16 protein-coding genes are annotated in these 25,032 nt (G+C 61.8%); 10 read left to right on the top strand and 6 right to left on the bottom strand.

Translation table 11 applies throughout. The features are described 5' to 3' along the window. Positions 1–14: 14 nt before the first annotated feature. Positions 15–467 carry a universal stress protein gene (locus HHL09_RS12035; protein WP_169454882.1) on the bottom strand — a complete coding sequence of 151 codons (453 nt, stop codon included), beginning with the start codon at positions 465–467 and terminating at the stop codon, positions 15–17. Positions 468–597: 130 nt separating this feature from the next. On the opposite strand from HHL09_RS12035, the gene HHL09_RS12030 reads away from it, so the two are divergent. From HHL09_RS12030 to HHL09_RS12010, 5 genes are all read left to right on the top strand, one after another. Beyond that, the gene (locus HHL09_RS12030; protein ID WP_169454881.1) at positions 598–975 is read left to right on the top strand and encodes a VOC family protein; all 378 of its coding nucleotides are present in this window, start codon (positions 598–600) and stop codon (positions 973–975) included. A gap of 78 nt (positions 976–1,053) precedes the next feature. After that, entirely contained in the window at positions 1,054–1,929 is an 876-nt protein-coding gene (locus HHL09_RS12025) for an alpha/beta fold hydrolase (protein WP_169454880.1), read from the top strand. Between the two features lie 68 nt (positions 1,930–1,997). Further along, on the top strand, positions 1,998–2,783 hold the full coding sequence (locus tag HHL09_RS12020; RefSeq protein ID WP_169454879.1) for a TerC family protein: 786 nt from the start codon (positions 1,998–2,000) through the stop codon (positions 2,781–2,783). Between the two features lie 55 nt (positions 2,784–2,838). Further along, on the top strand, positions 2,839–3,570 hold the full coding sequence (locus HHL09_RS12015) for a M14 family metallopeptidase (protein WP_169454878.1): 732 nt from the start codon (positions 2,839–2,841) through the stop codon (positions 3,568–3,570). Positions 3,571–3,617: 47 nt separating this feature from the next. Next, entirely contained in the window at positions 3,618–5,804 is a 2,187-nt protein-coding gene (locus HHL09_RS12010; protein ID WP_169454877.1) for a transglutaminase domain-containing protein, read from the top strand. A gap of 51 nt (positions 5,805–5,855) precedes the next feature. Here HHL09_RS12010 and HHL09_RS12005 read toward each other — a convergent pair whose 3' ends face one another. After that, positions 5,856–6,395 carry a hypothetical protein gene (locus tag HHL09_RS12005; RefSeq protein WP_169454876.1) on the bottom strand — a complete coding sequence of 180 codons (540 nt, stop codon included), beginning with the start codon at positions 6,393–6,395 and terminating at the stop codon, positions 5,856–5,858. Between the two features lie 118 nt (positions 6,396–6,513). Here HHL09_RS12005 and HHL09_RS12000 point away from each other — a divergent pair, with 118 nt between their 5' ends. After that, positions 6,514–9,237: a DEAD/DEAH box helicase gene (locus tag HHL09_RS12000; protein WP_169454875.1), complete on the top strand. Its 2,724-nt coding sequence runs from the start codon at positions 6,514–6,516 to the stop codon at positions 9,235–9,237. Between the two features lie 21 nt (positions 9,238–9,258). Here the strand turns inward: HHL09_RS12000 and HHL09_RS11995 are convergent, their stop codons facing one another. Continuing rightward, entirely contained in the window at positions 9,259–11,313 is a 2,055-nt protein-coding gene (locus HHL09_RS11995) for a glycosyltransferase (RefSeq protein WP_169454874.1), read from the bottom strand. Positions 11,314–11,421: 108 nt separating this feature from the next. Between HHL09_RS11995 and HHL09_RS11990 the strand changes: the two genes are divergently transcribed. Beyond that, on the top strand, positions 11,422–12,684 hold the full coding sequence (locus tag HHL09_RS11990; protein WP_240963776.1) for a Glu/Leu/Phe/Val family dehydrogenase: 1,263 nt from the start codon (positions 11,422–11,424) through the stop codon (positions 12,682–12,684). A gap of 44 nt (positions 12,685–12,728) precedes the next feature. Further along, positions 12,729–13,697, top strand: a complete 969-nt coding sequence (locus tag HHL09_RS11985; RefSeq protein WP_169454873.1) for an MDR family NADPH-dependent oxidoreductase — start codon at positions 12,729–12,731, stop codon at positions 13,695–13,697. 1 nt (position 13,698) lies between these two features. Here HHL09_RS11985 and HHL09_RS11980 read toward each other — a convergent pair whose 3' ends face one another. From HHL09_RS11980 to HHL09_RS11970, 3 genes are read right to left on the bottom strand one after another with little or no spacing between them, the layout of a single operon-like run. Further along, entirely contained in the window at positions 13,699–15,120 is a 1,422-nt protein-coding gene (locus tag HHL09_RS11980) for a hypothetical protein (protein ID WP_169454872.1), read from the bottom strand. Further along, the gene (locus HHL09_RS11975; RefSeq protein WP_169454871.1) at positions 15,113–16,228 is read right to left on the bottom strand and encodes a patatin-like phospholipase family protein; all 1,116 of its coding nucleotides are present in this window, start codon (positions 16,226–16,228) and stop codon (positions 15,113–15,115) included. The genes HHL09_RS11980 and HHL09_RS11975 overlap by 8 nt, the downstream gene beginning before the upstream one ends. 10 nt (positions 16,229–16,238) lie before the next feature. Beyond that, positions 16,239–22,574, bottom strand: a complete 6,336-nt coding sequence (locus tag HHL09_RS11970) for an nSTAND1 domain-containing NTPase (RefSeq protein ID WP_169454870.1) — start codon at positions 22,572–22,574, stop codon at positions 16,239–16,241. A 136-nt stretch (positions 22,575–22,710) separates the two neighbouring features. On the opposite strand from HHL09_RS11970, the gene HHL09_RS11965 reads away from it, so the two are divergent. Both HHL09_RS11965 and HHL09_RS11960 read left to right on the top strand, forming a co-directional pair. After that, entirely contained in the window at positions 22,711–23,433 is a 723-nt protein-coding gene (locus HHL09_RS11965; RefSeq protein WP_240963775.1) for a GDSL-type esterase/lipase family protein, read from the top strand. A 235-nt stretch (positions 23,434–23,668) separates the two neighbouring features. Beyond that, on the top strand, positions 23,669–25,018 hold the full coding sequence (locus HHL09_RS11960; protein WP_169454869.1) for an MATE family efflux transporter: 1,350 nt from the start codon (positions 23,669–23,671) through the stop codon (positions 25,016–25,018). The last annotated feature ends 14 nt before the right edge of the window (positions 25,019–25,032 follow it).

Here is a 25,032-nt window from a genome sequence, read left to right as displayed (position 1 = left end):
GTGTGATCGAGGGATTACTTCTCCGGTGCCGCAGGGATCACGAGGGTGGGAACGACGGCCTTGCGTACCATGCCTTCGGCGACGCTGCCCAGCAGCAGGGCTGCCATGGCACCGTGGCCATGGGCACCGACGACCACGAGGTCTGCATTCGCCTTCTTCACGTAGTCCAACACCGCATGAAGCGGGCTACCTTCGGCGAGATGAACGGTGGCATTCGTCACGCTGCTGGAAACCTGGCCGAGCAGCTGGTCCAGCTTCGCGGTGGCTCGCTTGCGGGCCTCTTCCTGGAAGAGGTGGATCGCGGGGAATTCATCGGGCGTGAAGCCGTAGGCTGTATAGCTCGGCTCCGGCTCCACCACGTGGAGGACATGCAACGCTGCCCCGAAGGCCTTGGCCATTTCCGTGGCGGATTCCAGCACTCCGGGCGTGGCATTCGAAAAGTCGACGGCGGCTACGATGTTTTTCATGACATCTCACCCTTATCACGGCTGTCCGCGAAATCCAGACCCGGATGATTGCCGCAGCGACTTTGCAAATCCATGCGGGTTGAGATCCGCGGATGACAGCGCGGCCCTTCCGGCTCATGGTCGCCGGGTCATGATCAAATTTCTCCACACCCGTATCCGCGTCGCCGACATGGATCGCTCGATCGCCTTCTATCAGAAGCTCGGGTACCTTGAGGCGCGCCGCCAAGATTCGCCACAAGGAAACAAGCTCGCCTTCCTCGAGCTTCCGGGCAACGACGTTTTCCTGGAGCTTTGCTATTCCCCGGACTACACTGACAAGTGCCCGGGGGACCTGATGCACACCTGCCTCGGCGTGCCGGACATCATCGAGTACTGCGATGGTGTCGAAAAAGCCGGAATTGAGATCTGGCCCGGTGGCTGGCGGGAGAAGTTTTCTTCCGGAGAACGGAAGATGGCCTTCGTGACCGATCCGGATGGCTACGAGGTCGAGATCCTCGAACGCAAGTGAGCGGCCATCGGGATTCCCGATGATGGCCCACACCGGATCGATTTCCCCGCGCGCGCCGATCGCTTAGGATTCCCAGCAATGAAAGAAGATGAACACGTGCGCCTGCCGGATGGCCGGGCGCTGGGCTATGCGGAGTATGGCGATCCGCAGGGTGATCCTGTCTTCTTCTTTCACGGCTGGCCGAGCAGCCGCTATCAGGGGAAGCTGATGCACGAGTTCGCCGGGGAGCGCGGCCTGCGCTGGATCACGGTGGACCGCCCGGGAATCGGCCTGTCCGATCCACTCTCCGGTCGCAGCTTCGGGGCTTGGCCCTTGGACGTCGCCGGCTTGGCGGACGCTCTTGGTTTCGAGCGTTTTCGGATCTGCGGTGTTTCGGGCGGCGGGCCCTACACCTTGGCCACGGCGGCAGCACTGCCGGAGCGGGTGATCGCAGCCGCGGTGATTTGCGGTGCCCCTCCTTTCGGGAATGTTGAGGATCAGGCCCACATGCACTGGGCCTACCGCACGCTCGCCGGGCTCAAGCGCCTGCGCCGAGCCGTCACGCCGACGGTGATCGGCGCCAGTCGGTGGATGATCGCCCGCGGGGCCGACCGGGCCCCGATGTCATGGATGATGAAATCGATCCCGCCCAGCGACCGCGCGGCGATCGCCGACTACGGCTGCTGGGAAAGCGTCACCCGCAGCTATCTAGAGGGGGTGCGGAATGGCACTCCCGCCGTGCTAGCGGATGGCGAACTCTACCTTGAGCCTTGGGATTTCAAGCCGGAGGAGATCCGGGTCCCGGTTGCCTTCTGGCACGGGAAGGAGGACAAGAACCTGCCGGTAGACGTTGCCCAGCGTCTCGCGGCCCGGATTCCCGGTTCGACCGGCCATTGGATCGAGGGCGAGGGCCACTACTCCCTGCCGCTGCGCTATCGCGGGCCGGTGATGGATTGGCTGAAGGCGGCCCATTGACTGCTTTGTTTGAAGATCAGGCTTGAGCCGGAAGCCGTTAGGACGGACGGTGCCCGGCCTTCATCCCCATGGACTGGATTCACACGATTCTCGGACCCGACCCGGCAGCCGGCCTGATGGTCGTTTTCATTCTCATCCTCATCGAGGGGGTGCTCTCCGTCGACAATGCCGCGGTGCTGGCCACCATGGTGATGAAGCTCCCCGAGGAGCAGCGCGGCAAGGCGCTGAAATACGGGATCATCGGTGCCTACGCTTTCCGCGGGGTCTGCCTGGTGCTGGCGGCGTGGCTCATTACCATCTGGTGGCTGGAGCCGATCGGCGGCCTTTACTTGCTGTGGTTGGCTTACAAGCACTTCACCCGCCATGAATCGGTGGAAGCCGAGGCGGAAGCAGCAGTCGCCGTGGAGGGGAATTTCCTCTACCGGCACACCCTTGGTCGCCTGGGGCCTTTCTGGGCCACGGTCGTGGCGGTGGAGGTCATGGATCTCGCCTTCTCCATTGATAACGTGCTGGCGGCAGTGGCTTACGTGAAGAACTTCCCGATGCCCTCGAAGCTGATCCTCGTCTGCATCGGCGTCTTCCTCGGGATTCTCGCGATGCGCTTTGCGGCTCAAGGCTTCGTGAAGCTGATGCACCACTATCCCTTCCTGGAGACCTGCGCCTTCATCGTCATCGCGATCCTCGGCGTGAAGCTCGTGCTGAGCGTCCCGCGGCACTTCCTGCCGGAGGGAAATCCGGTGCATGACGTGCTGGCCAGCAAGTATTTCGACCTCGGCACCTCGGTGCTGACGCTGCTGATTTTCATCGTTCCGGTGCTCGTTCACAAGATGAAGGGAAAATCCGCGGAAGCCTGAGGCCTCCGCGGATTGGTGCTTGATGCCGCCTGTGGCTCTCTGGCCATGTTCCAGCGTGCCGGACGGGTTCGATGTCGCAGCTTTCCTCGGCGAGTTCACGGAGCTCGCTGAAAAGAAGGGCTTCACCCGCCGGGTCCTTTGCGAAACCGCCGCAGGGCCAGTGATCGCGTGGGAGCGTCTGGAGAAAGAGCCGCCTGCCTACGTGTCTGCGGGCATGCATGGCGATGAACCGGCAGGGCCGCTGGCGGCACTGGAGTTGCTCCGCGCCGGGGTGCTTGACGAGGGCTCCTGGCTGATCTGTCCGGCGCTGAATCCCACCGGCCTCACCGCTGGAACCCGGGAGAGCGCGGAGGGGATCGACCTGAACCGCGACTACTTGGTCCGTAGTAGCATCGAGGTGCGAACCCATGTCGCGTGGATGGAGGGCCTGCCCTGCCCTAGGCTCTTCGTTTCCCTGCACGAGGACTGGGAAAGCACCGGCTTCTATTTTTACGAAATCAACCTTGGGGAGGATCGTCCCGATCGAGCCGCGTCGATTCTTAAAGCAGTGGAGCCATGGCTGCCGGTGGAGCCCGCCACGGTGATCGACGAGCATGACATCCGGTCGGCCGGCTGGATCTATCACGTCCCGGAGGCCGACGCGCCGAAGGACTGGCCGGAGGCGATCTTCCTAGCGAAGCGCGGCTGCCCGATTTCCTTCACTTTTGAAACCCCCAGCGCGAATTGCATGGACCTCCGTGCCGCGGCCCACGTCGCCGCGGTGAAGGCGGCCCTCGATTTCCGGTAAAAATCCTCAGGATTGATCACGCCTGTGCGGACGCTAGCGTTCGCGACATGAAATGCCTGATTGTAGCGCTCGGCCTGACAGGATGTGCCTTCGCAGCCCCGGTGGATGACTTCATCGCGGCGGCGAAGGCGAAGCACGGGGCGGAGGGTGAAAAGGCGGCGCGCTTCGTGGCGGACCACATGCCGGCGAAGGATCGGGAGACGCTTTCGGCGGAGTTCCTCGGCGAGAACCTCGATCTGGCCTTCGGGGCGCGTGCCGAGTTTCCATGGGCGAAGCAGGTGCCGGAGGAGATCTTTCTCAATGACGTGGTGCCCTATGCGGTCTTTGACGAGACGCGCGAAGGTTGGCGGAAGGACTTCCTCGAGAAGGCCCGCCCGGTGGTGAAGGATGCGAAGACGGCCACGGAAGCGGTGCAGGCGCTGAACAAGGAGTTCTTCAACATCGTCAAGGTTCACTACAATACCGGCCGCAAGGCGCCGAACCAGAGTCCCTCGGAATCCGCGGCGCTGGGCAAAGCGACCTGCACGGGACTTTCCATCATCCTGGTCGATGCCTGCCGCGCGGTCGGCATCCCGGCCCGTGCGGTGGGGACGCCGATGTGGGCGAATGAGCGGGGCAATCACACCTGGGTCGAAGTCTGGGACGGCGGCTGGCATTTCACCGGTGCCGATGAGTACGACAAGGATGGGCTGAATCGCGGCTGGTTCACCAATGACGCGGCACAGGCGAAAGCGGATGTGCCGAAGTATTCCATCTATGCGACCTCATGGAAAAAGGACGGCCTGAGTTTCCCGATGGTGTGGGCGGAGAACAGCCAGGAGGTAGCGGCGGTGAATGTGACTGGCCGCTATGCGAAGGCGCCTGCGGCTGCCGCGCCGGTGACGAATCTCGGCGTGCGTCTCTTTGGCAAGGGCGAGAAAGAGAGAATCGTCGCGAAAGTCGAGGTGCTGGACGAGAGCGGCAAGCTTCTTGGCGAAGCGCAGACGAAGGCTGGCACGGCGGACCTGAATGACATGCCACGTTTTCCGGTGCAGCCGGGCACCAAGGTGAAGCTGCGGGTGTCCTTCGACGGCGTCACGAGGGAGAAAGACCTGGGTGCTGTCACCGCAGGAGAGCCGACGGTGGACCTGCGCTGGAGCGAATTGAAAGAGGTGCAGCCATCGGCGGGCCTTAGCAAGGAAGGAGCGCAAGAGCTTGTCGCGAAACTCTATCAGAAGGCCGTTCAGGAAAATGCTGCCGAGCGCAAGCAAGAGCTAGAGAAGAAGGCCATCGTGCTTGGCGACAAGACCCTGCGCTGGGAGGCGAAGGTCTTCGGCGAAGCTCCGGCGGAAGGCCACAGCCTGTGGATCTCGATGCATGGCGGCGGCGGTGCCCCGGCGGCATTGAATGACCAGCAGTGGAAAAACCAGATCGGCCTCTATCAGCCAGCAGAGGGCATCTACGTCGCACCACGGGCACCGACGAACAACTGGAACCTCTGGCACGAAGCTCACATCGATCCGATGTTCGAGCGCTTGATCGAGGACTACGTAGCGCTGGAGGGCGTGAATCCGGACAAGGTTTACCTAATGGGTTATTCGGCTGGCGGCGATGGCGTATGGCAGCTCGCGCCGCGCATGGCGGATCGCTTCGCCGCTGCCTCGATGATGGCAGGACATCCGAACGAGGTGTCCTTGTTAGGCCTGCGGAATCTCCCCTTCGCGATCTTCATGGGTGCCAATGATGGAGCCTACAGCCGCAATACCATCGCCAAGGTAAAGGCGGAGCTGCTTGATGGCCTGGAGCAACAGGATCCCGGTGGCTATGTCCACATCTCCCGCATCTACGAAGGGCTCGGCCACTGGATGGAGCGGAAGGACGCGGAGGCCTTGCCTTGGATGGCGAAGTTCACCCGGAATGCATGGCCGAAGAAGGTCGTCTGGGTGCAGGATGATGTGACCCACGACCGCTTCTACTGGATCAAGATCCCGGACAAGGCGGCCGCCAAGGAAGGCCAAAAGATCGTCGCGACCGTAGAGGGGCAAACGATCCGTTTGGAGGGAGATGTACTAGGAAAGACCGTTTTGCGTCTTTCCGATCAGCTCTTGGATCTGGATCAGCCGGTGAACGTGATTGTGAACGGCAGGCAAGTTTGGTCGGGCGAAGTCCTCCGGAGTCCGGAGGCAATCGCACAGGGCCTGCTGGAGCGGCTTGATTTGCGGGCCGCCGCCACCGCAGTGGTCGAACTTCCGTAAGAGGGACCGTCTCCGCGAGCGGAGACGGTGCACTTCGGCGGTTCTTTTGCCTCAGTTCTTGGCTTCGGGGTTCAGGTCCACCGGCCAGTGGGCCGCTTCCCAGATCGCCGCACAGACTGCGGTGATCAGCTGTTCCAGCTTCTCGTCCCGGATCTTCTTGTCCTCGGCGTAGCCGGCCAGCATCCCGGCGGCTGCGGAAGCGACTTTCGGTTGCACGGTTTTCTCGAAGAGGGTCTCCATATATTCCGCCATCTTCTCGTCGGCGGGTCCGGTCGCGATCTCCTCCTGATACCAAGCGGTCATGCGATAAGGATCCGGATCGTATTCCCGCGGCACCACCGGATGCATGGCTCCCAGCGCGATGATGGCGACGGTGAAGAGCGATTGCAGCTCATCGTCATTGAGCGAGTCATCGAAGTCCGCCATTTCTTCGAGCAGGTCGCCAAGGCGGATCTCAAGGCGGTTCCAGAGCGCCGGGCTGCCGACTACCGCGTCGATGCGCGTCTTCAGGAGATCGCCTTCCAGCACAGGCTGGGCTGGCGGGGGATCGAGCGTGATCTCATCGTTGTCATCTTCGTCTTCGGCTTCCATGGCTGGAGTGTGAGGACGGCAGGGCGGCAATGCAATCACGGCGGGATAACGCGCGCTCCGGAATCTCGCGCTACTTCGCCTCGACTCCCCGCGCCGCTTCGTCATCCTCGGCGGCCCTTTGGAAACGAAGCCGGACATTCATGAATTCTTCGACGACGAGCGCTGGCGCGAGCGGTTCGAAGAGGAGTGCTTGCTGATCGGCCAAAAGCTCCGGCCAAAAGTGCGGGATCTCAAAGGGGACTGGCCGGATGAGGAGAACTTCATCCTCAGCGCGAACATCGCCGGTGAGGAAAGCGAAATCAACCTGTGGATCTCCGGAGATGACTGGGATTTCGAAACGGGCTGCACTTGCGAAGTCCGCACTTTTTGCCCGCACGCCGCGGCCTTGCTCGAGGAGGCGGGCAAGCCGAAGAATCTTTCCCGGGTGTTGGAAGGCCGGCCCGCTCGCATTACTGCGTCGCCACAAGCCCTGAGCATGCCGGTGGCAGCCGAGGACACTCCGCATCTCGAGCTTACGCCAAGCTTCCGCTTGGAAATCCTGCGCGAGGAGACGGAGACCAAAGTCGTCCGGCTTCTTCTCCAGGCATTGAAGATTCCCGACAGCGGCGATTGGGTCGTCGCACGCCCGCTGGCGATCTACGGCGAGCATCGTATTCCTCTCGGCGGGATTCCCGGGCCGCGGGAATACCATGTCGAAACCGCGCAGGGTCCGTTGGTGATCCGCCGCGATATCGCCGCGGAGATGAACGCGATTCTTTTGCTCCAGCAGGCCGGGCTTGCCAGTCTTGCCGGTCATTCGCAGTTCCGTTTCCTCCTTGGCCTCGCGGGCAAGCGCAAGGCAGGCACGCTCTCCGAGGCCGGCCTGTGGTTTCCCAATCCGGGTCACGGCACCTTGGGTGAATATTGGCCGTGGCTCCGTGCCGCGGGTGCCGCCACCTTGGAAGCGAACGGCTGGACCGTCTTTTTCGATCACGCTGTCGGTCATGAAGTGATTGATCTCGATCCCGAGGGCTTCATCTACACGCTGGAAGACGACGGCAGCGGTTGGTTTCACCTCTCTGTCGGGTTCGATGTCGCGGGCAAGCAACTCGACCTTCTGCCGATCCTCGCGCAGCTGCTCGACCGCGGGGCCTTGGAGACCACGCTGGAGTTCCCCGCGGATGGCCATTTCCTCCATCATCTGGAAGACGGTCGCGCCCTGCGCCTTCCCGCCGCACGGATCCGCCGGATCTTGAAGCAATTCGCCGCGCTCATCGATCCCCGGCGCTTCAAGGGTGGAAAGCTGAAGCTGCATCCGCTGGATGCTGCCGCCATTGTGACTTCGGAGGAACTCGGCATCCAAGCGCCCGAAAAGCTCGCCGAGCTTGCCACCAAGCTTACCTCCTTCTCGGGAATCGAGAAGATCCCGCAGCCCGGTGGCATCAAGGCGGAGCTGCGCGAGTACCAGCTGGAAGGCTTCCACTGGATGCAGTTCATCGCGCGTCACGAGCTTCACGGCATCCTGGCTGATGACATGGGTCTCGGCAAAACCCTGCAGACCATCACCCACATCCTCGCGGAAAAGGATAGCGGGCGCTCTCAAGGGAAGCCGGCCTTGGTCATTGCTCCCACCAGCGTCGTTCCGAATTGGCGCGCAGAGGCGCAGAAGTTCGCGCCGTCCTTGCGCATCCTCATGCTCGATGGCCCGCAGCGGAAGAAGTACTTCCGCTCCATTCCCTATGCGGACTTGGTACTGACATCCTACGCGCTCGTTCAGCGGGATATCGACAAGCTGAAGGAGCACGGCTTCCATCTCGTCGTTCTGGATGAGGCCCAGTACGTGAAGAACCCCGGCTCGAAGATGGCGCAGGCCGTTTGCCAGCTCGAGGCACGCCATCGCCTCTGTCTGTCCGGCACCCCGGTGGAGAATCATCTCGGCGAGCTCTGGAGCCTCATGCGCTTCCTGATGCCCGGGTTCCTCGGCGGTCAAGAGGACTTCAACCGCCGCTTCCGTACTCCGATCGAACGGGATGGCGACGAAGACCGCCGCCTTGCGTTGAAGACTCGCGTTGCTCCGCTGATCTTGCGCCGCACCAAGGACCAGGTGGCGAAGGAGCTCCCGCCGAAGACGATCCTCATCCACCCGGTCGAGCTGAATACGGGACAAAAGGATCTCTATGAGACCGTCCGTGCCACGATGGACAAGCGGGTGCGGCAATCGATCGCGATCAAGGGCTTGGAAGGCTCACGCATGCTCTTCCTCGAGGCCTTGCTCAAGCTTCGCCAGATCTGCTGCGAGCCGAAGCTCCTGAAGTTCGAGGGCGAGTCGAAACTGGAAGCTGAAGCCGCCGGATCCGCGAAGCTGGAATATCTTGCGGATCTTCTCGATACCTTGATCGAGGAAGGTCGCCGCATTCTGCTCTTCTCGCAGTTTACCTCGATGCTTGAGATCATCGAAGGGCTGCTGCAATCGCGCCAGGTCCGCTATCTCAAGCTCACCGGCGAATCGAAGAACCGAGGTGAGTTGGTGGAGAAGTTCCAGACAGGCAGCTATCCCGTCTTCCTCATCTCCCTGAAGGCTGGCGGTACCGGGCTCAATCTCACGGCGGCGGATACGGTGATCCATTACGATCCTTGGTGGAATCCCGCAGCCGAAGCCCAAGCCACGGACCGAGCCTATCGCATCGGCCAGACGCAGCCGGTCTTCGTGCACAAGCTGATCTGCCAAGGGACGGTAGAGGAGCGCATCCACCAGCTTCAGGCGAAGAAGAGCCAGCTCGCGGACTCTCTCCTCTCGGATGCCGCCCGTGCCGCTGCGCCGGATGAAGTCACGCTATCGGCGCTCTTGGCTCCTCTCGGATGAGGTGACACGGTAGTCTCCTCGCTATCGCAGGCAGTCAAGCTCAGGCTGATCTCCCCCAATCCGGACCAAGGTCAGTTTTCCGACGCCGTCTCCCCGCTCGGTGGCCAGCAGCAAGCGGCTTCCGTTCTTCTCCACATCCCAGAGCTCGCTGGCACCGCAGGGCTTCCAACCCTGTTTAAGGAGCATCTGGAGAAACTCATCTCGCGTCTTGCCTTCTTGGGACCAGATCGAGATCTCCTTGCACGGCAGGAGGGGAGAATGCCCATTGTGTGCGACCGCAGCAGTGCTCCACCGGCCACAGCGATACCAAGAGCGGAGACGAGGTTGCAGCCATGAGAGCAGCGCCAGTTGAGCACGCTCGAGCGGTTTGTCGAAATCGGGATCAAGCGGCCTGAGCGGTTGCATGCGGTCCACCACGCCTTGGTAGCCCGCCTGGCCCATGGGTCCGTGGTAGATGATGGATCCCTCCACTGCTCTCACGGGCCCGCCTGAATAAACGAAGCCGTCCCACTTCGCATCGCCGCTCGAGGTGAAGCGTGCGGGGTGCTTGGCGATAAGCAGCGCCTCGGCCTTGCCGTAGCCGATCTGTTGCTTGAGGTATCCGCGAAGGGATGGCCGGCGATGATGCCAGACAAAGGCTGTGGGCGAAAAACCGAGGCGATAACCCTTATCGCGCAGTCGCCAGCAGAAGTCGACGTCGTCGCCAGCGGTCCTGAACTGCGGATCAAAGCCGCCGATGTCGAAGTACGCCGCGCGTCGTACTGCGATATTACACCCCGGCAGGTGCTCCGCTTCCTCATCATCGAGCATCACATGGCTCGGGGCACCCGGAGCGGCGGCCACGACCGCTTCTGCCCCGTTTTGCGGAGGAGGCGGTAGATTCGGCCCCCCGGCTGCATCCCAGCCTTTGGCGAATGTCTGCGAGAGTCCGGCCAGCCAGTCCTGATCCGCCTCGCAATCATCATCGGTGAATGCGACGATGCTGCCGGTGGCTGCCTCAGCACCCGCATTTCGCGCGGCACTTAGGCCGGATGGCTCGAGTTGCAGCAAGATGACATCAGGGAAACTCTTTTCTACGAGATCTGCCGTACCATCCGTCGAGCCATCGTCGACCACGATGATCTCATGCGCTGTCAGGGTCTGGCGTTCGAGAGCTTTGAGGCAGGCACCGATCCGCGAGCTTCCATTCCGTGTGCAAACGATGACCGAAATCGTTTCCGCTGCTCCGGCATCGGATTCAATCCGCAAGGCCGCCGTCACTCCATCGAGGGCTGGCTTGGCCTGGTTCTCGCGATCGATCAATCCGAAGTCCCAATCGATGACTTCCATTTCCGCATTCCACCAGCGGTCGGTCCAGGCATAGACCGTCATGCCTGCGATCCCTTCCTCCCGCGCGGCGCGGATGGCCCATGAGAGTGCCTCGGCCTGTTTCGCCGTTCCATTTCGCCGTGAATCCAGGCCGAACTCCGAAATCATCACCGGGCGATCACCCGCGATGTGGTGAAGCCGTCGCAGGTACTTCCGGAAGGCTCCCTCGTTCTCCAGATAGACGTTGAAAGCCGTGAAGTCCGCATTCTCCGGCTCCAGATACTCCGTGCTCGGATAGTTGCCGTAGCACCACAGGATGTCCGGCCGGATCTCCTTTCCGAGCGAGATCAGTTCTTCGATGGTCTTCCGCACCTTCACCGGGCCCATCCAGCGGACCAGATCGGCAGGTACCTCGTTGGCCACGAAGACCCCTGCCAACGCCGCATGTCCCTCCACCTCTCGCAGGTGTTCAGCCAAGGCCACATGGGTGGAGGCCAGAATGCGCCCGTCCTTCAGGAAATCCATTGCTTGCGGCCATCTCAGCCCGGCAAAGACACGGAGCCCGCGGGACTGTGCCGCGTCCAGCAGGCGACGGACGGGCATCTCATAGAGACGGATCGCATTGAAGCCGGCAGCGGCAATCCGGTCGAAGTCTTCCGAAAAATCACCAGGCCAGCCGCCCGGCAATGGCCCGTAGGTCACCATGCGCACGTCGACGCGCCTTCCCCCGGACCGGAAGAATTTGCCATCGATGCTCAGTTGCTCCATCGCGGCCAGACCCTAGGTGCCGTGCTGGAACTTCCAAGCTTCAAGCGCATCGAACGGCGTTGAAAAAGGATTCGTTGGCTTCCCCGATTCCGCGGTTAGAAATGCTACATGCGCGACGATCTCCTGAGAAATCCCGTCTTTGCCATGGCTGCGACGCAGTTTGACCTCGTGGCTGATTTCCTGGGACTCACTGAGGAACTGAGGCAGAGGACCAAGTGGCCCAAGCGCCTGATCACCGTCACCGTGCCGATCCGCCTCGATGATGGATCGACGAAGGTCTTTTTCGGCCACCGGGTGCAGCACCATCTCACCCGCGGTCCGGTCAAAGGGGGGCTCCGCTACCATCCGAATGTCGACCTTGGGGAAGTCGCCGCCTTGGCCATGTGGATGAATTGGAAGTGTGCCTTGATGGACCTGCCATTCGGCGGCGGAAAAGGCGGGATCACCTGTGATCCGCGGACCATGAGCATGGGGGAGTTGGAGCGCCTGACGCGCCGCTACACCATGGAGATGATCCCTTTTATCGGCGAGGACATCGACATCATGGCCCCTGACATGGGTACGAACGAGCAGACCATGGCTTGGATGACGGATACCTATTCCACGCACGCCGGTCGCCTGATCCCGGGAATCGTCACCGGCAAGCCCCTGGCCCTTCAAGGCTCCGCGGGTCGTACCCAAGCGACCGGTCATGGCGTCGCTTTCCTCGCGTGCCGCGCTTTAAATAAACTCGGGATCAAGCTCACGGATGCCACCGCGATCGTTCAAGGCTTCGGCAATGTCGGCTCGCACACGGTCTATGGTCTTGCGAACTCAGGGGTGAAGGTTACGGGCGTCTCTGACGTCAGCGGTGCGATTTGGAATCCCCGCGGCATTGATACCCGGGAGCTTCGCGATCATGTGGCAGCCCGCGGTTCGATTGCCGGCTTTACCGAAGCGGATCCCATTGATCCCGCGGAGTTGCTTACCCAGCCTTGTGACATCCTCGCTCCTGCCGCCACCGACATGGTGATCCACAAGGACAATGCCGGACAACTCCAGTGCAAGATCTTGGCCGAAGGCGCGAACGGACCGACCACGCCGGAGGCCGACGAGATCATCAATGCGCGCGGTGACATCTTCGTGATCCCGGACATCCTCTGCAATGCGGGCGGAGTCACGGTCTCGTACTTCGAATGGGTCCAGAACCTCCAGCGCTTTCAATGGACGGAGCGCGAGGTCCTGACGAAGCTCGAGACAATGCTGGAGAATGCCTTCTCCCGTGTCCTGGCATTCGCGGAGCGGAACAAGCTATCTCATCGCATGGCAGCCCAGTCGCTCGCCGTGAAGACGGTCGCTGAGGTCAAGGCGCAGCGCGGGCTTTTCCCATAAGACTTGTTGCGCCCGGCTGGAGCAGCTCTTCATTTCACCCAGCAATGCAAGCGATCCGCTTTCTCGAATTTGGCAAGCCGGAGCAAGTCCTCCGGCTTCAGCCACTGGACCTTACACCCCTTGCCGAAGGCGAGGTGCGTCTCCGGATGCTGGCAGCTCCGGTCAATCCTGCGGACCTGAATCTCATCGAAGGCACCTATGGCGTGAAGCCTCCGCTTCCCGCCATTCCCGGCATCGAAGGCTGTGGAGAAGTTGTGGAAAGCCGCTCGCCGGAATTTCAAACCGGCGACCGCGCCATTGTCCTCCGGCGCGCCGGAAGCTGGGCAACCCACATCCAGGTTTCGGAGGATCACCTCTTCAAGCTGCCGGCCGGCATCGATCCGCTCCAGGGGGCAATGCTCAAGGTAAATCCGGCCACCGCATGGAGATTGCTCACCGGCTTCGTGCAGCCGTCACCGGGCTCGTGGATCGTCCAGAATGCCGCGAACTCCGCGGTGGGGCGTTGCGTAATCGTTTTGGCGAAGCGTCTGGGACTTCGTACGATGAATCTCGTACGTCGCGGGGAATTGCGGGAGGAGCTTCTTGGCCTGGGCGCGGACGAAGTGCTTCTGGACGATGACTCGGCGGTCGAATCGCTCAAGGCGTCCGGTCGGGAACGTCCGATGCTGGCGTTCAACTGTGTTGGTGGGGAGAGCGCGCTCCGCCTCATGAATCTTCTCGGGCCCGGCGGCATCCACGTCACCTATGGTGCCATGGCCCGGCGCCCCCTGACCGTTCCGAATGGGCTTTTGATTTTCAAGGATCTCCAGTTTCGAGGCCTCTGGATCACCCAGTGGATCGAGAATGCACCCCGGGAGGAGATCCGGAAAGTCTATGGCGAACTGGCGGAAGCCCTCGTGTCGGGAGAGTTGAGCATGCCGGTGGACCAGGTATTCCCCTTGGAGGGCTTCCAATCCGCCATCGCACGCGTGCAGGAGCCCGGCCGGAATGGCAAGGTATTGCTGGCCGTTTGAGTCAGCGCTTCCGCTTGCCGCGGGTTCCGGTCCATTCCCAGAGTTCGGTGAGGAGCAGCCTTTCGCAGGATGCGACAACCGCGGCTGCCGTGGTGCGGCATTTGGCTTCTAACAATTCAGTGCGCTTTCTGGCGAGCTGGCCGGCCATATGGCGGTAGACCTTTGCGCGTCGCTTGTATTCGAAAAGCGGGATCATCGCGAGACACCACGCCGCTACCGCGGGGAGAATGGTGGGAAGGAACATTAGCCAGATCCGGTTCGTCCTCTCGCCCACTTGCCATCCCGAGACCCCGGCGAAGATCGCAATCGCACCAAGAACCATGGCTCCGCTCGAAGCGATCCGGAATATGGTCCAGAATGTCTTCAGCCGTCGTGCGGCAAGATCGCCCTTCGTCTCCAGATAGTGGATCTGGCCGTCCAAGCGCTCCGCCAGATAGCTGCTTCGTTCCGCGCTCCAATCCTTCCGCCTTGGAATCAGACGCCACGCCGCGCTGCGGAGGAAAGATGCATCGTCTTCGAATAGTTCAGCCGCAAAGGGACGCAGCGGAGGGGCAAAAGAATGAGACGCAAGCAGCGAACGCAAGAGTTCGGCGTGAAGGCGATCTTCCATCCACGAATCATTGATCCGGAACCTCGCCCCGATCCATGGCAAGAAGGCCGCGACCGTGACGATCAGGAATTTCACCACCGGGGCTGCGTTCTCACCGAGCTTGAAAGCGATCAACACACCCGAGATCACCGTGGCGACCTGATTCAAAGAGATCGATCCTGCCGCAAACCAGCGCGACCGTGGGGCTCCGTGCAGAGCCCTGCGATCCAGCTCTTCAAAGAGAAGCGACACCGATGCGAAGCCGGGGAGTCTGCTGAAAAATTCATCCTTCTGAGAAATGCCATCCTCCCTTTCGAGGGGAGCGATCGCAAGGTTGCCGGCATCAATGATGCGGACCGGCATCCCTCGCTCCCGTGCTTCGGTCACGCTCTCCGCCGTGCCACCGATGCCGCGCGCCGGCTGCTGGTCCCAGAGAAAAAGCAGGGCATCGCTTACATCGAGAATCTCGCGGGCGGCGAGGTGATAGGCCTCCGGAGCGACTTCGTTGCCCGGTGCGAGTTCGATGCTCGAGGCGGACTTCATCAGATCGACCGCTCTCTGCCATTCGGCCGCGTCGTCGAAGTCCTCGCGGAACCTCTCTTCGGGAAAGGGCAGGACCACGCTGTAGGCCATGCCCAACTCGCGGCAGGCCTCGAGGAAAATGAGGTCAGCGCCTGCTGCGGCACTGGAGCGGCCCACCCACTCACCATCCGCACTCGCCTTGAATTCTCTCAGGCAATCCATGACCGCAGCCTTCGCTGCAGTGCGGTCAGGCACCCGGCGATGTCCCGCGAATCCCAGTACCCAGACACGATTGACGGGTTTCTCACTCATCGTCGAAATGCTGCAGCTTTACCACTTTCTCTGCATACTCCGCGCCCATCTCGCCGAGGAAGTCCATCAGCTCGAGATTGTCCAAGGTGAAGCCTTTCTTGCTGACCTTCAGGGCCGCTTCCATCTCCGCTTCGCCCACATTGCGATCGTAGCGGGCATACAGGAATGCCGCGCGGGGATTTCCCCTCACCAAGTCTCCCAACTCGCTGTCCAAGGCTTCTCCGTAGCGACACTCGCCGTGTTGCCTGCAAGCGAGATCCTGCATCCACTGCGCGGAGCCAATCAGGGCTGTCGGAAGAGACTTGGCCTGGCCTAACAGATTCTCGCCGAGCTTCGCGCCGCGTCCGGTCTTTACGCGGCCCGTGCCGATCGAAACCAGGCTCATGCGCTCCTTCCCATCCGGCCATGCGAGCCGGTATTCCGGGAGCGTTGCCATCGTGTAGAGGAGGTAGGCGGGATTATTAAAGGGCGTTACCCCGCCGTCTTCGAATGCGAAAACATGCTTCTTCGTCTCGCCGCTGCTCTGGTCCGCGATCTCGATAACCTCCGGGGGGAAAAAGGTGGGAGCCGCCGTGCTGGCCCGGACGATCTGCCAGAGCGGGAGGTCGAGGTTACAGCCCGGCTTGCCGCGGTCGTTGTAGAGTGCATGGGGATTGTTCGACATCGGCCACGGTGATCCGGTCGAGGCATTCCGCGTGACCACCAGGAGCAGGGTCTTCAGCTTCTTCGTTCCGAGCGTTGCCAGGGAGCCGTCGCTTTCCACGAAGAAGTCCTTCAGGAAATTCGAGATCGGTTCTCCTGCGAAGCGATGGCTCAGGAGATTTCCGATGCCCGCCTTGGTGAACATCACCTTCGCGTTCTCGCGATACATCCGGACGACCTCGTCCACCGGCAGACCCCATGAGAGGAAGGTGGCTATGATCGCTCCGGTGCTTGTTCCGCCGAGGTAGTGAAAATGGTCCGCCAGCACCAGATCCGGCTTCCCGTGCTTTTCGCGTAGCAGCGCTTCGATCCTGCGGGCGATCTCAAGCGAGAAAAGCCCGCGGATGCCGCCGCCATCGAAGGCGAGCAAGCGGGCGCGGCCAGGAGGGGGAGCCGTGATGTCCATCGCCCGTCTTCTAACGATTCCGCTGTCCCACTGCCAGCAGCGATTGTGTGAGTGCCTCCGGCCATCCGAGGCTCTTGATGGCTTCATCTGAACCCCAGTCCTTCGCCAGGGTAAGCAGCTCCTTGAATGCCTGATCGGCACGATCCGTCCGCTGTGTCTGCTCGGCGGCGCAGACCAGCATGGCGGTCGCCACCTGTTTCTGCTCCTCGGTGAAGGGAATCGTGAGGCCATGCTCGAGCAGCATGCCCGCTTCTTCGGGATGACTCGTTGTCAAAAGCAGCCAAGCCGCGTCAAAGGCATACACGGGGTCTTTCGGATACTTCTCCTTGCCCCGCATGATCAGCTGAATGGCGGCGGCATCCTGCATGTCTTCGATCACGCAGCGTGCGGCTTCCAGATAGTCGGACGATGCGATCTGGGCATCGTCTGAATCGATCAGGGCGATCCAGCGGGCATAAGCATGAGTAAATTGGCCCTCGGCCATCAGCGAGCGTGCCTCGATGCGCAGGCAGTCGAGATGAGATGCGCCTGCCAAGCGGGCACGGTCCACGAGCTTCGTCACGAGTGCTGCCGAGCCCGAGTCGTTTGCGAGCGTGAGTCCGGTGCGCACCATCGCATCGCGCACGCGCTTGATGCCATAAGTAGCCGTCGTCGAGGGATCCAGCAGGTATGTCGCCACGGCCTGCAGCTGTTCCACCGTGGCTTCTTCGGGGGCTTCCAGCCTCTTGAGTTCCTCGGAGAGTTCGTCGGTGAAAGCATTGGTCGCCTCCCAGGGCAGAGCTTCCTCCCAGCCTCCCCAGTCGCCCGAGCTGATGATCTCTTGGAAATCAGGGATCTGTTCCGGCCAGAGGGAAAAGGCTTCTGCCTTCTTGCCCTGCAGCCACATCGCCCGTGCGGTGGAATACTCGCGCAGTAGCAGAGGAAGCTCCTTGGCTTGCTCCAAGGCGGTGGCGATTGCCTCTGCGTCTCCGCTGGAGAAGGCTGTTCCGAGCGACGCCACTGCGGCTGGTCCCTGGCCATTTACCGCGGTCATCACGCGCGTGATTCGATCCTTGAGGGAGCCCTCAGGAACATCGAGCCAAGCCTTCCATAACCAAGGCGATTGCAAGGTATCCAAGGCTTTCTGGACGCTTGGTCCGCACGTCGAATTCAGGCGCGAAGCAATGAGGAAAGAAGCCTGGGGTAAATCGAGCACCGCATCCTCAGTGACCTTTCCGCCGAGAAAGGTTTCCGCTTCATCCCGCTTGCCGCGGAGCGCCAAGGCCTCGGCATGAGCGATGGCATTGGACACCGAGGCGTCCTTCTCAAAGTTAGTAAGCGTGACCGCGACTTGGGCGTCCAGCTTCTCCAAGGCAGCTTCACGATTCGGCAGCTCGTCAATGGCCACCCGCCTCCAATCGCGCATGTCCCCGTCATTGAGGCCGCTGCGCATCACCTTCAGCGCTTCCGGATCCAGCTTCTCCACGGCTTTCAGATCAAGCCCCTCGAACTCATCCGGATCGGTGCCCTCGACCAATTGTTTGCCCAGGAAGGCGGGGTCGGTGCGCAGGGCTAGCCAGGCTGCTTGCTTGAGTTCGCGAGTGTTCTCGGAATCGCCGGCGAGCCTGTGGAAAGAGGAAACGTTGTCGTCGTGAGGAAGCGGGTTCGAGTTATCGCGCTCGTTTTCATCCAGAGGGTTTTCTCCCCGCTGCCAGGAGTAAAGATGAGCATCCGAGCTCCCGATCAGGCCCCGGATATAGGCGCGGTACCATGGATCGTCGACGCCAAGACCAGAGGCCCAGCGGGCGATGGACGGGCCTTCCTCGCGGCCGGCAGCAAGACGTTGCCAGACTGGAACCCAGGCCTTGGGCTCCGACTTCCGCGGCGGAAGCAGGGCGATCCGATCGAGCAGAGCGCCAGTGCCGGGCAAGAGCGCTTCAAGCGTGGCACGATCCACCTTGGCGGCACGCTCGCGCCTAACCTCCGGTGCATAGTTCGCCATGGCTCGGGATTCCCCCGCGAAGCCCATTCCCGAAAGGCTCTCGGAGAGTTCCTTCAGTGCGGCAAGCTTGGTCTGATCAACGCCCCCGGTTCTTGCCAGCGTGATCGATGCATTCGGCGAGAATCTCAGTGTGACCGCCCCGTCCTTTTCAACGAACTCCATACCCTCGCGGGATGGCGGAACGCTAAGCCCTGAAACCAGCGCGCGGTTGTTGCGTAGCGACCACAGATCGAGCCGGCCATCGCGGCGATAGGCGAGCCAGCCTTGCTGCGGATCGTCCGCCCAATCATGGACGCCATTTTCCCAGCCGCTCCAGCTTTCCTGCACCGCTACCGGGAGGCTCGCGATACGGGAAAAATCCTTCGCATCGAAGAGCTGCACTTCATTCGCTGTCGCCACTGCAAGCCAGTTCTGCGACGCAATGTGGTGGATGGAAACGGCATCGACCACCGGTAGGGATGCCACGCGCTGGAAGCCATCCTTGTCCGCATCTGCCACGATCACCTCGGTGGAAGCCATCGCCGCGACCCGGTGGCTTTCCCCCAGGAAAATCAGCCCGCGCATTTCATCCACCGGTTCCAGATCACTGCGAAGGGCACCCGTGCTGGAATCGCACACCACCATTCCGGCCGAAGAGTAGCCTCCGGAGCCTGCACTGTAGCCGCCCATCACCACGAAGCTGCCATCCGCAGGACGCGCTGCATACATGGGGTACATCCAGTTGGGATGAGCTTGGAGAGAGACGATCTTGTCGTCCTTGCCACGTAGCCGCCAGTCATGGCCGCGATGCTGAAGATCGGAGTCCGCCCGCTTCTCCACGCTGCGCCATCCTTCCTCGCCCTGCTCCTCTTCCTTCGTCTCCGCTTCTTCAGGAAGATCCGGAAGGCCGTGGCCGATCCTTGGCAAAACCTCGTGGATCGCAAGCTGTCCGGAAGCGGTCCCGAGCGCGACCCGGCTTCCGAAGAAAGCAGCGCATTCAATTTGGGACTCCGCGTGGATCGGAGCACGCGGTGCATGATCCACCCCGTCGATATCCGTGACCTCCAAACGCGAGCCTTCGACTTTCAAAGGCAAGCTGTTCTCTCGCGCGTCCCCCGCCACCTTCTCCCAAAATGGCGACTCCCATCGGGCCCAGGGGAAGCGCTCCGTGATCGCCGCCGTGCCGGTCCAATCATCGTCCGCCGCAAATCCCACGCTCTCGATCGAAAGCTGGCCTTCTTCCGGCTTCGTAATCACCGCATAGGTTTCCGCGGCCTGGGGTTCATGATCATCACGCCGCGTCGACGTGAGAATCTTCGAGCCATCGGGACTAAAGATCGCGAAGTCGAAGGGGGTATCGAGCGTCTTGCCGGTCAAGACCGCTGCCGTGGGATTCACCGGATACTCGGTGACCGAGCCATCCGCGAAGACCACCCGCAAGCGCTCGCGGTTGAGAGTCGAGGCAAGCGGAGCCGCCGAGGCCGGTGCCAGCGGCTCTGTTTCCAGCAAGGTCTTGCCGCTCGTGGAATCGAGGATCCTCCAGACATAGGCTGACGCCGCAGGGCCATCCGCATCGGTCTTGGCCGGATACGCGAAGAGCAAGCCATCCGGTGACCATGCGAAACAGGTCGCCGGAATCTTGTGCGAACGCGAGACCGGAAGGCGCGTCAGCATTTTCATGCTCACTGCATCGACGAGGTCGGCATCTCCCAGGAACTTATAGTCTCGCTGAAGCACGAGGCGCTTCGCATTTGGGGCAACGGAGAGCGTCAGCGTGATCTCGCCCCAGCGCGGCGCGAGGATGGCCTCAATCGATGTTTTTTGGAGATCCCAGCGCAGCGTGCTGTTGAAGCCCTCGCCGCTCGAACTCGAATCCGTGGCTGCATAGAGCATGTCGCGATGCGAGCCAAAGGCGAGCATGCGCACCGGTAGCGGATGCTGGAGTTCAATCTCCGGGAAATTCCAAGCGGTATGACGCAGCGTCTCCAGCAGCATCACCTGCGCATCCAGATTTTTCGGATCTCCTTCCAGTGCGGATAGTAGATAAGGCAGCGCCTCATCCGGTGATCCTGCCGACACCCGTGCTGCGCCGGCATCAAAGTCAGCCGCAGCCAGCGAGCGGCGTGTCTCATCCGCGGATTCCTTCGCTTTTCCTTCCGCCACTTCGGCAGCTGCCTGCTTCTGCCGGGCGATCACGCCCAGCACTCCGGCTCCGATCGCGAGACCCGCGAAGATCACGGTGGCACCTTGGAAAAGCCGCAGCTTCCGCTTCGCCCGGGCACGGGAAAGCCGCACCAGTTCGATCTCATCCGCGCTGAGCCGGAGGACACCGCTGGCTTCCACGCGCTCCGCTTCTGCCAAACGACCTTCTGTTAGATAAAAGCGCGTCGAGCGGTTGCCATCCGCCCACAGCTTCGTCGCATCTTCCAAGCGGCGGCGGGCCAGCAGGAGTTCGCGGTGATCCTCGATCCACTGCTTCAGCACCGGCCAATGGGTGATCAGCGCTTCGTGCGCGAGAGTCACCGTGGCCACATCGTGCTCGCTCCCGGTCACCAGCAGCTTGGCATCGATGAAAGCCTCCAGGAAAGCCGGAGCGCCCGGATGCGCGCCTTCCAGCGTTTCGCGCTTTGCACGGCGTCGTGTCGCGGGTCCTTCGTTGCCCGCATCCACCGTGATCAGCTCGCCGAAAATCTGGCGCGCCCCTTCACGGCGTGTTTCCGAGGGCAAGGCATCGAAGGTCTCCTGTGCGCGGCGCGCGATGGCACCGGAAAGTCCGCCAAGTTCCTCGTAGGCTGCCCAGGTGAGAAGGTTCTCCTGACGGCGCTGATAGAGTTCCTCCAAGGTGAACTCCAGCAATGGCAGTGCATCGCTGGCGTCCGCGGCATCCTGATAGATCTGCTCGGAAAGATCCCGGCCACTTTCCGGATGGCGCTCGAATTGCAGGCCCGCGGCCAAGGCGGGATAGCGGATAATCTGGTGCAGCTCCGGCAGCTCCGGCGGGCTCAGGATGTAGCCGCCGCCATGGCGCACGAGCTGGAAGAGATCCCGGTGCTCCGGCACACGGGGGAAGAACTCGCTGCGCATCGTCGCCACCACCCACACCCGTCCGGTCATTGCGAGCGCGGCCAGCACGTGGAAATAGGCGTCACGTTGCTCCGGGGTGATCTCGCGTGCGGTGAAGATTTCCTCCAACTGATCGACCAGCACCAGCAACTGCGCCGGCTTGCCCGCGCTCATGCGATCCAGCGCGGCAATGATCGCTGCAATCGCGAAGGGCAGATCTTCCGGGCGTCCTAGCATGCGCGTCAGCCGCGCGGTGTCCCAGACCGGATCCGTGGCTTTGGACGGGAGAGCCGGGGTGCCCTTCTTTTTCTTCTTCGAAGAACCGGCCGGAGCAGTGGCAGGCGGCTGATCCTTGCCCGAGGTATCCCGCAGTTTCCCGAGATCGGGCACCGATTCCATGATGGCCCGGGCCAAGGTCTCGAGAGGCGGCGCGTCACCCTCCACCGGCAGCATGCTGCTGCCTGCCCAGGTTCCGACCTCCGGCAGATAGCCATCTGCCGTGAGGCGCGGGGCGAGACCCGCCTTCATTAGCGAGGACTTCCCATAGCCGGAGGCACCATAGATCAGCAGGAAGGCATGGCCCGCCTTGTGATTTTCTTTCAGCTTCGCCAGTGCCTCAGCGATCGGACGATTGCGACCGAAGAAAAGCGGCGCATCCTGAAATTCGAAGGTGCCGAGTCCCATGAAGGGTGATCCCTCCAAAGGCAGAGGGCGCACCGCATCCTCCGCCAAGCCGCGTTGCAGCTGGATGTGCTTCAGCAGCAGCTTTTCCAAGTGCTGCTCGAAGAGGGTGGAAAACTCATCCACCGATTCATACGGCGAGAAGGCCCGGCGGATCGTCTTGTCCTTGTTGAAAAAGAAGCGCTCGCAGAAGGCATCCAGCTTCTTCCGCTGTTCTTTCTTTGGCTCTGCTTGGGCCGGATCGCCCGGTGGCGGCTCGCTCATCCGGCGATACACCAGGATGTCTGGCTTCGCCTTGCCCTTCTCCTTGGCAGCGCGTTCCTCGAAGGCTTCCGTCGCCTCTTCCAGCTCCCATTCGGTCCCCGAGTCGAAGCGCGTGCCGTCCTTGCGGTTGAACTGGGAGGGCAGGGGAGAACCCAGCCGCGACCACAGGACACACACGAAGAGATCGCAATCGGAGGGGCGGATCAGCTCCTCGTTGAAATGTGCGGTCGCCCGCAGCGGCTCCTTTTCCCAAAGCACCGGCTCCAGCCGGATGAAGTTCCAGTAGCGTGCCTGCAGTCGCTCCACGATTCTCCCTACGGCCTGGCGTTCGTCGCGAACGTCGCCGGGTGAACTGACAAAGAGCGTGAGGGTCTGCATCCCGCACCGAGTAAAAACCGCCGGAGCCCGGATTTCTAACCGCGAAATCGGGGAATTTTCATTCCTTCATGCGGAAAGCCCCCTCATGTTCTCCCGGCATATGCCACCCGTGGTTACCCGGTTTCTCACTCCGCTTATGCTCCTGAGTGCCTTTTCCTCCTGTAAAGAGGTGCCAAAGGAGAACAACGCGGTCATTCCGGTGCCGAAGCTGGAAGAGGATTGTTACGACTGGTGGCAGCGCCATGAGGCAGTTTTGGCGGCCAAGGAGAAGATCGACCCGGAGATCGTGCTGATCGGGGACTCCATCACGCACTATTGGGGGGGCGAGCCGAAGTCTCCGGGTGCTCCGCGCCGCGGCTTGGGATCGTGGGCGTACGCTTTTGGCGACAAAAAGGTGCTCAACCTCGGTTTCGGCTGGGATCGTACCCAGAATGTTCTCTGGCGCCTGAACAACGGGGAGATCGATGGCCTCAAGCCCAAGTGGTTCGTTGTCAACATCGGGACCAATAACTCCACCGGTACCAAAAACGCCCGGGAAAACACCCCGGCTGAAACTGCCGCGGGCGTGGAGGCGATCCTCACCCTGCTGAAAGAGAAGTCTCCGGACTCCAAGGTAATCCTCATGGGGGTCTTTCCACGGGGGGCAAAGGCGAAAGACCCTGCGCGCGCCTATATTTCCAGCCTCAATGGCTTGCTCGCGAAGATCGCGGAATCCCGCCAGATCACATTCATCGACCTCCGCGACAAGTTCATCGACGCGGACGGGAAGCTCCGCTCGGAGCTGATGGCAGATGTCGTCCATCCGGATGAACGCGGCTATGCCATTTGGGCGGAAGCCCTGAAGGCGGAGATTAAATAGGACCGGCCGCGGGTCCGCCTGTCCGCGCGATTTCCCGGTTTGACACTCCGGCGCCTGCCGCTAGCGTCGCTCCGTCTATGAACAAGTTCCGCATCCCATCCGCAATTGCCGGCGTCGCCGGTAGCGGGGGCAATGCGTAACGGATCGGAATTGAGATCAATCATCGCTTGTCCCCGCCCGCTTGGCTCGTCCTGGCGGGCTTTTTGTTTTCCCGAATTTTCAGTTCCGCATCTCCATGAATTTTCCCGTTTCCCGTATTCTTGATGAAAGCCGTACCACCCTGCGGCTCGCCGCCCCTCTGATCATCGGCCAACTCGGCCAGATGCTCATCGGTCTTTCCGATACCATGATGCTCGGCTGGCTTGGCGTGACCGAACTCGCGGCCTCCTCTTTCGCGAACACGATCATCTACCTCCCGATGATGTTTGGTATCGGCATGTCGATGGCCGTTTCCATCCGCGTGTCCTTCGCCCGTGGCGCGAATGAGCCTGCCACCGCTCGTGCCGCGTTGAGACATGGCCTCTATATCACCTTGGCGCTCGGAGTCCTCACCGTCGCTCTCGCCTTCGCCCTGCTACCCTTCCTCGGGCTTTTCAAGCAGGACCCGAAGGTGATCGCGGTGGTGCCGAATTTCTTCGTGCTGATCGCCGTCTCGATGATCCCGGCCATGGCCTCCATGGCGGTGAAAAATCACGCCGACGCGATGAATCGGCCTTGGCCGGTCTTCTGGATCTCCATTGGCGCGGTGTTCCTGGATATCCTGCTGAACTGGATGTTCATTTTCGGCCACTGGGGCGCGCCGCGTCTGGGGCTGGAGGGAGCAGCGCTTTCCACGATCTTCTCCCGCACGCTTTCGCTCGGCTGCATGATCTGGTGGTGCGTCAGGGATCCCGGCATGAAGGAGTGGGTCCCGATCCGCTGGTTCCGCGCACCGGATTGGCCGGCTTTGAAGGACCTGCTGCGTACCGGCTTCCCAGCCAGCATGCAGCTCCTTGCGGAGGTTAGTGCCTTCGTGGCGGCCAGCCTGATCATCGGAAATATGGGCCAGGCGGCGATGGCATCCCACCAAGTGGCGATTACCTGCGCAGCCACCATTTTCATGGTCCCGCTGGGCGTTTCCATGGCCCTCACCGTCCGGATGGGCGAGGCACTGGGTGCGAAAACCTATGACACCATGCGCCCGATCGTACTCAGCGGCTGGGGGATGGGGATTATCTTCACGGTCCTGAGCGCGACTTCCTTCATCGTGTTCGATCGCGAGATCGCGCGCGCCTTCATCGAGGACCCCTCGGTGCTGGACGTGGCGGCGAAGCTCCTGATCGTGGCCGCGGCCTTCCAGTTCTGCGATGCGCTCCAGATCATCTCCGCCGGGGCGCTTCGCGGGCTCGATGATGTCCACACACCGGCTTGGATCGCGTTCTGGGCTTACTGGGTGGTTTCCATCCCGCTCGGCTGGGTTTTCGCCTATCCGCTGCAGATGGGCGTCACCGGCATGTGGTGGGGCATCACCGTGGGCCTGACGATGACCGCGGTGCTCCTCGGCCGGCGGATCTGGCAGAAGACAGCGGCGGGAGCAATCCATTGACGACGCCAGCCTTG

This window comes from Luteolibacter luteus (assembly GCF_012913485.1).
Lineage (GTDB): Bacteria > Verrucomicrobiota > Verrucomicrobiia > Verrucomicrobiales > Akkermansiaceae > Haloferula > Haloferula lutea.
Note: the sequence above shows the minus strand (reverse complement) of the source record. Positions and strands in the feature narration are given on the sequence as shown.

What these genes read in the sequence shown, in the direction of transcription:
- HHL09_RS11990 (WP_240963776.1), top strand. Translation starts at nt 11,422, where the DNA reads ATGCGCGACGATCTCCTGAGAAATCCCGTCTTTGCCATGGCTGCGACG.
- HHL09_RS12010 (WP_169454877.1), top strand. Translation starts at nt 3,618, where the DNA reads ATGAAATGCCTGATTGTAGCGCTCGGCCTGACAGGATGTGCCTTCGCA.
- HHL09_RS11995 (WP_169454874.1), bottom strand. Translation starts at nt 11,313, where the DNA reads ATGGAGCAACTGAGCATCGATGGCAAATTCTTCCGGTCCGGGGGAAGG.
- HHL09_RS12020 (WP_169454879.1), top strand. Translation starts at nt 1,998, where the DNA reads ATGGACTGGATTCACACGATTCTCGGACCCGACCCGGCAGCCGGCCTG.
- HHL09_RS11975 (WP_169454871.1), bottom strand. Translation starts at nt 16,228, where the DNA reads ATGGACATCACGGCTCCCCCTCCTGGCCGCGCCCGCTTGCTCGCCTTC.
- HHL09_RS11985 (WP_169454873.1), top strand. Translation starts at nt 12,729, where the DNA reads ATGCAAGCGATCCGCTTTCTCGAATTTGGCAAGCCGGAGCAAGTCCTC.
- HHL09_RS11965 (WP_240963775.1), top strand. Translation starts at nt 22,711, where the DNA reads ATGCTCCTGAGTGCCTTTTCCTCCTGTAAAGAGGTGCCAAAGGAGAAC.
- HHL09_RS12030 (WP_169454881.1), top strand. Translation starts at nt 598, where the DNA reads ATGATCAAATTTCTCCACACCCGTATCCGCGTCGCCGACATGGATCGC.
- HHL09_RS12035 (WP_169454882.1), bottom strand. Translation starts at nt 467, where the DNA reads ATGAAAAACATCGTAGCCGCCGTCGACTTTTCGAATGCCACGCCCGGA.
- HHL09_RS11970 (WP_169454870.1), bottom strand. Translation starts at nt 22,574, where the DNA reads ATGCAGACCCTCACGCTCTTTGTCAGTTCACCCGGCGACGTTCGCGAC.
- HHL09_RS12005 (WP_169454876.1), bottom strand. Translation starts at nt 6,395, where the DNA reads ATGGAAGCCGAAGACGAAGATGACAACGATGAGATCACGCTCGATCCC.
- HHL09_RS12025 (WP_169454880.1), top strand. Translation starts at nt 1,054, where the DNA reads ATGAAAGAAGATGAACACGTGCGCCTGCCGGATGGCCGGGCGCTGGGC.
- HHL09_RS11980 (WP_169454872.1), bottom strand. Translation starts at nt 15,120, where the DNA reads ATGAGTGAGAAACCCGTCAATCGTGTCTGGGTACTGGGATTCGCGGGA.
- HHL09_RS11960 (WP_169454869.1), top strand. Translation starts at nt 23,669, where the DNA reads ATGAATTTTCCCGTTTCCCGTATTCTTGATGAAAGCCGTACCACCCTG.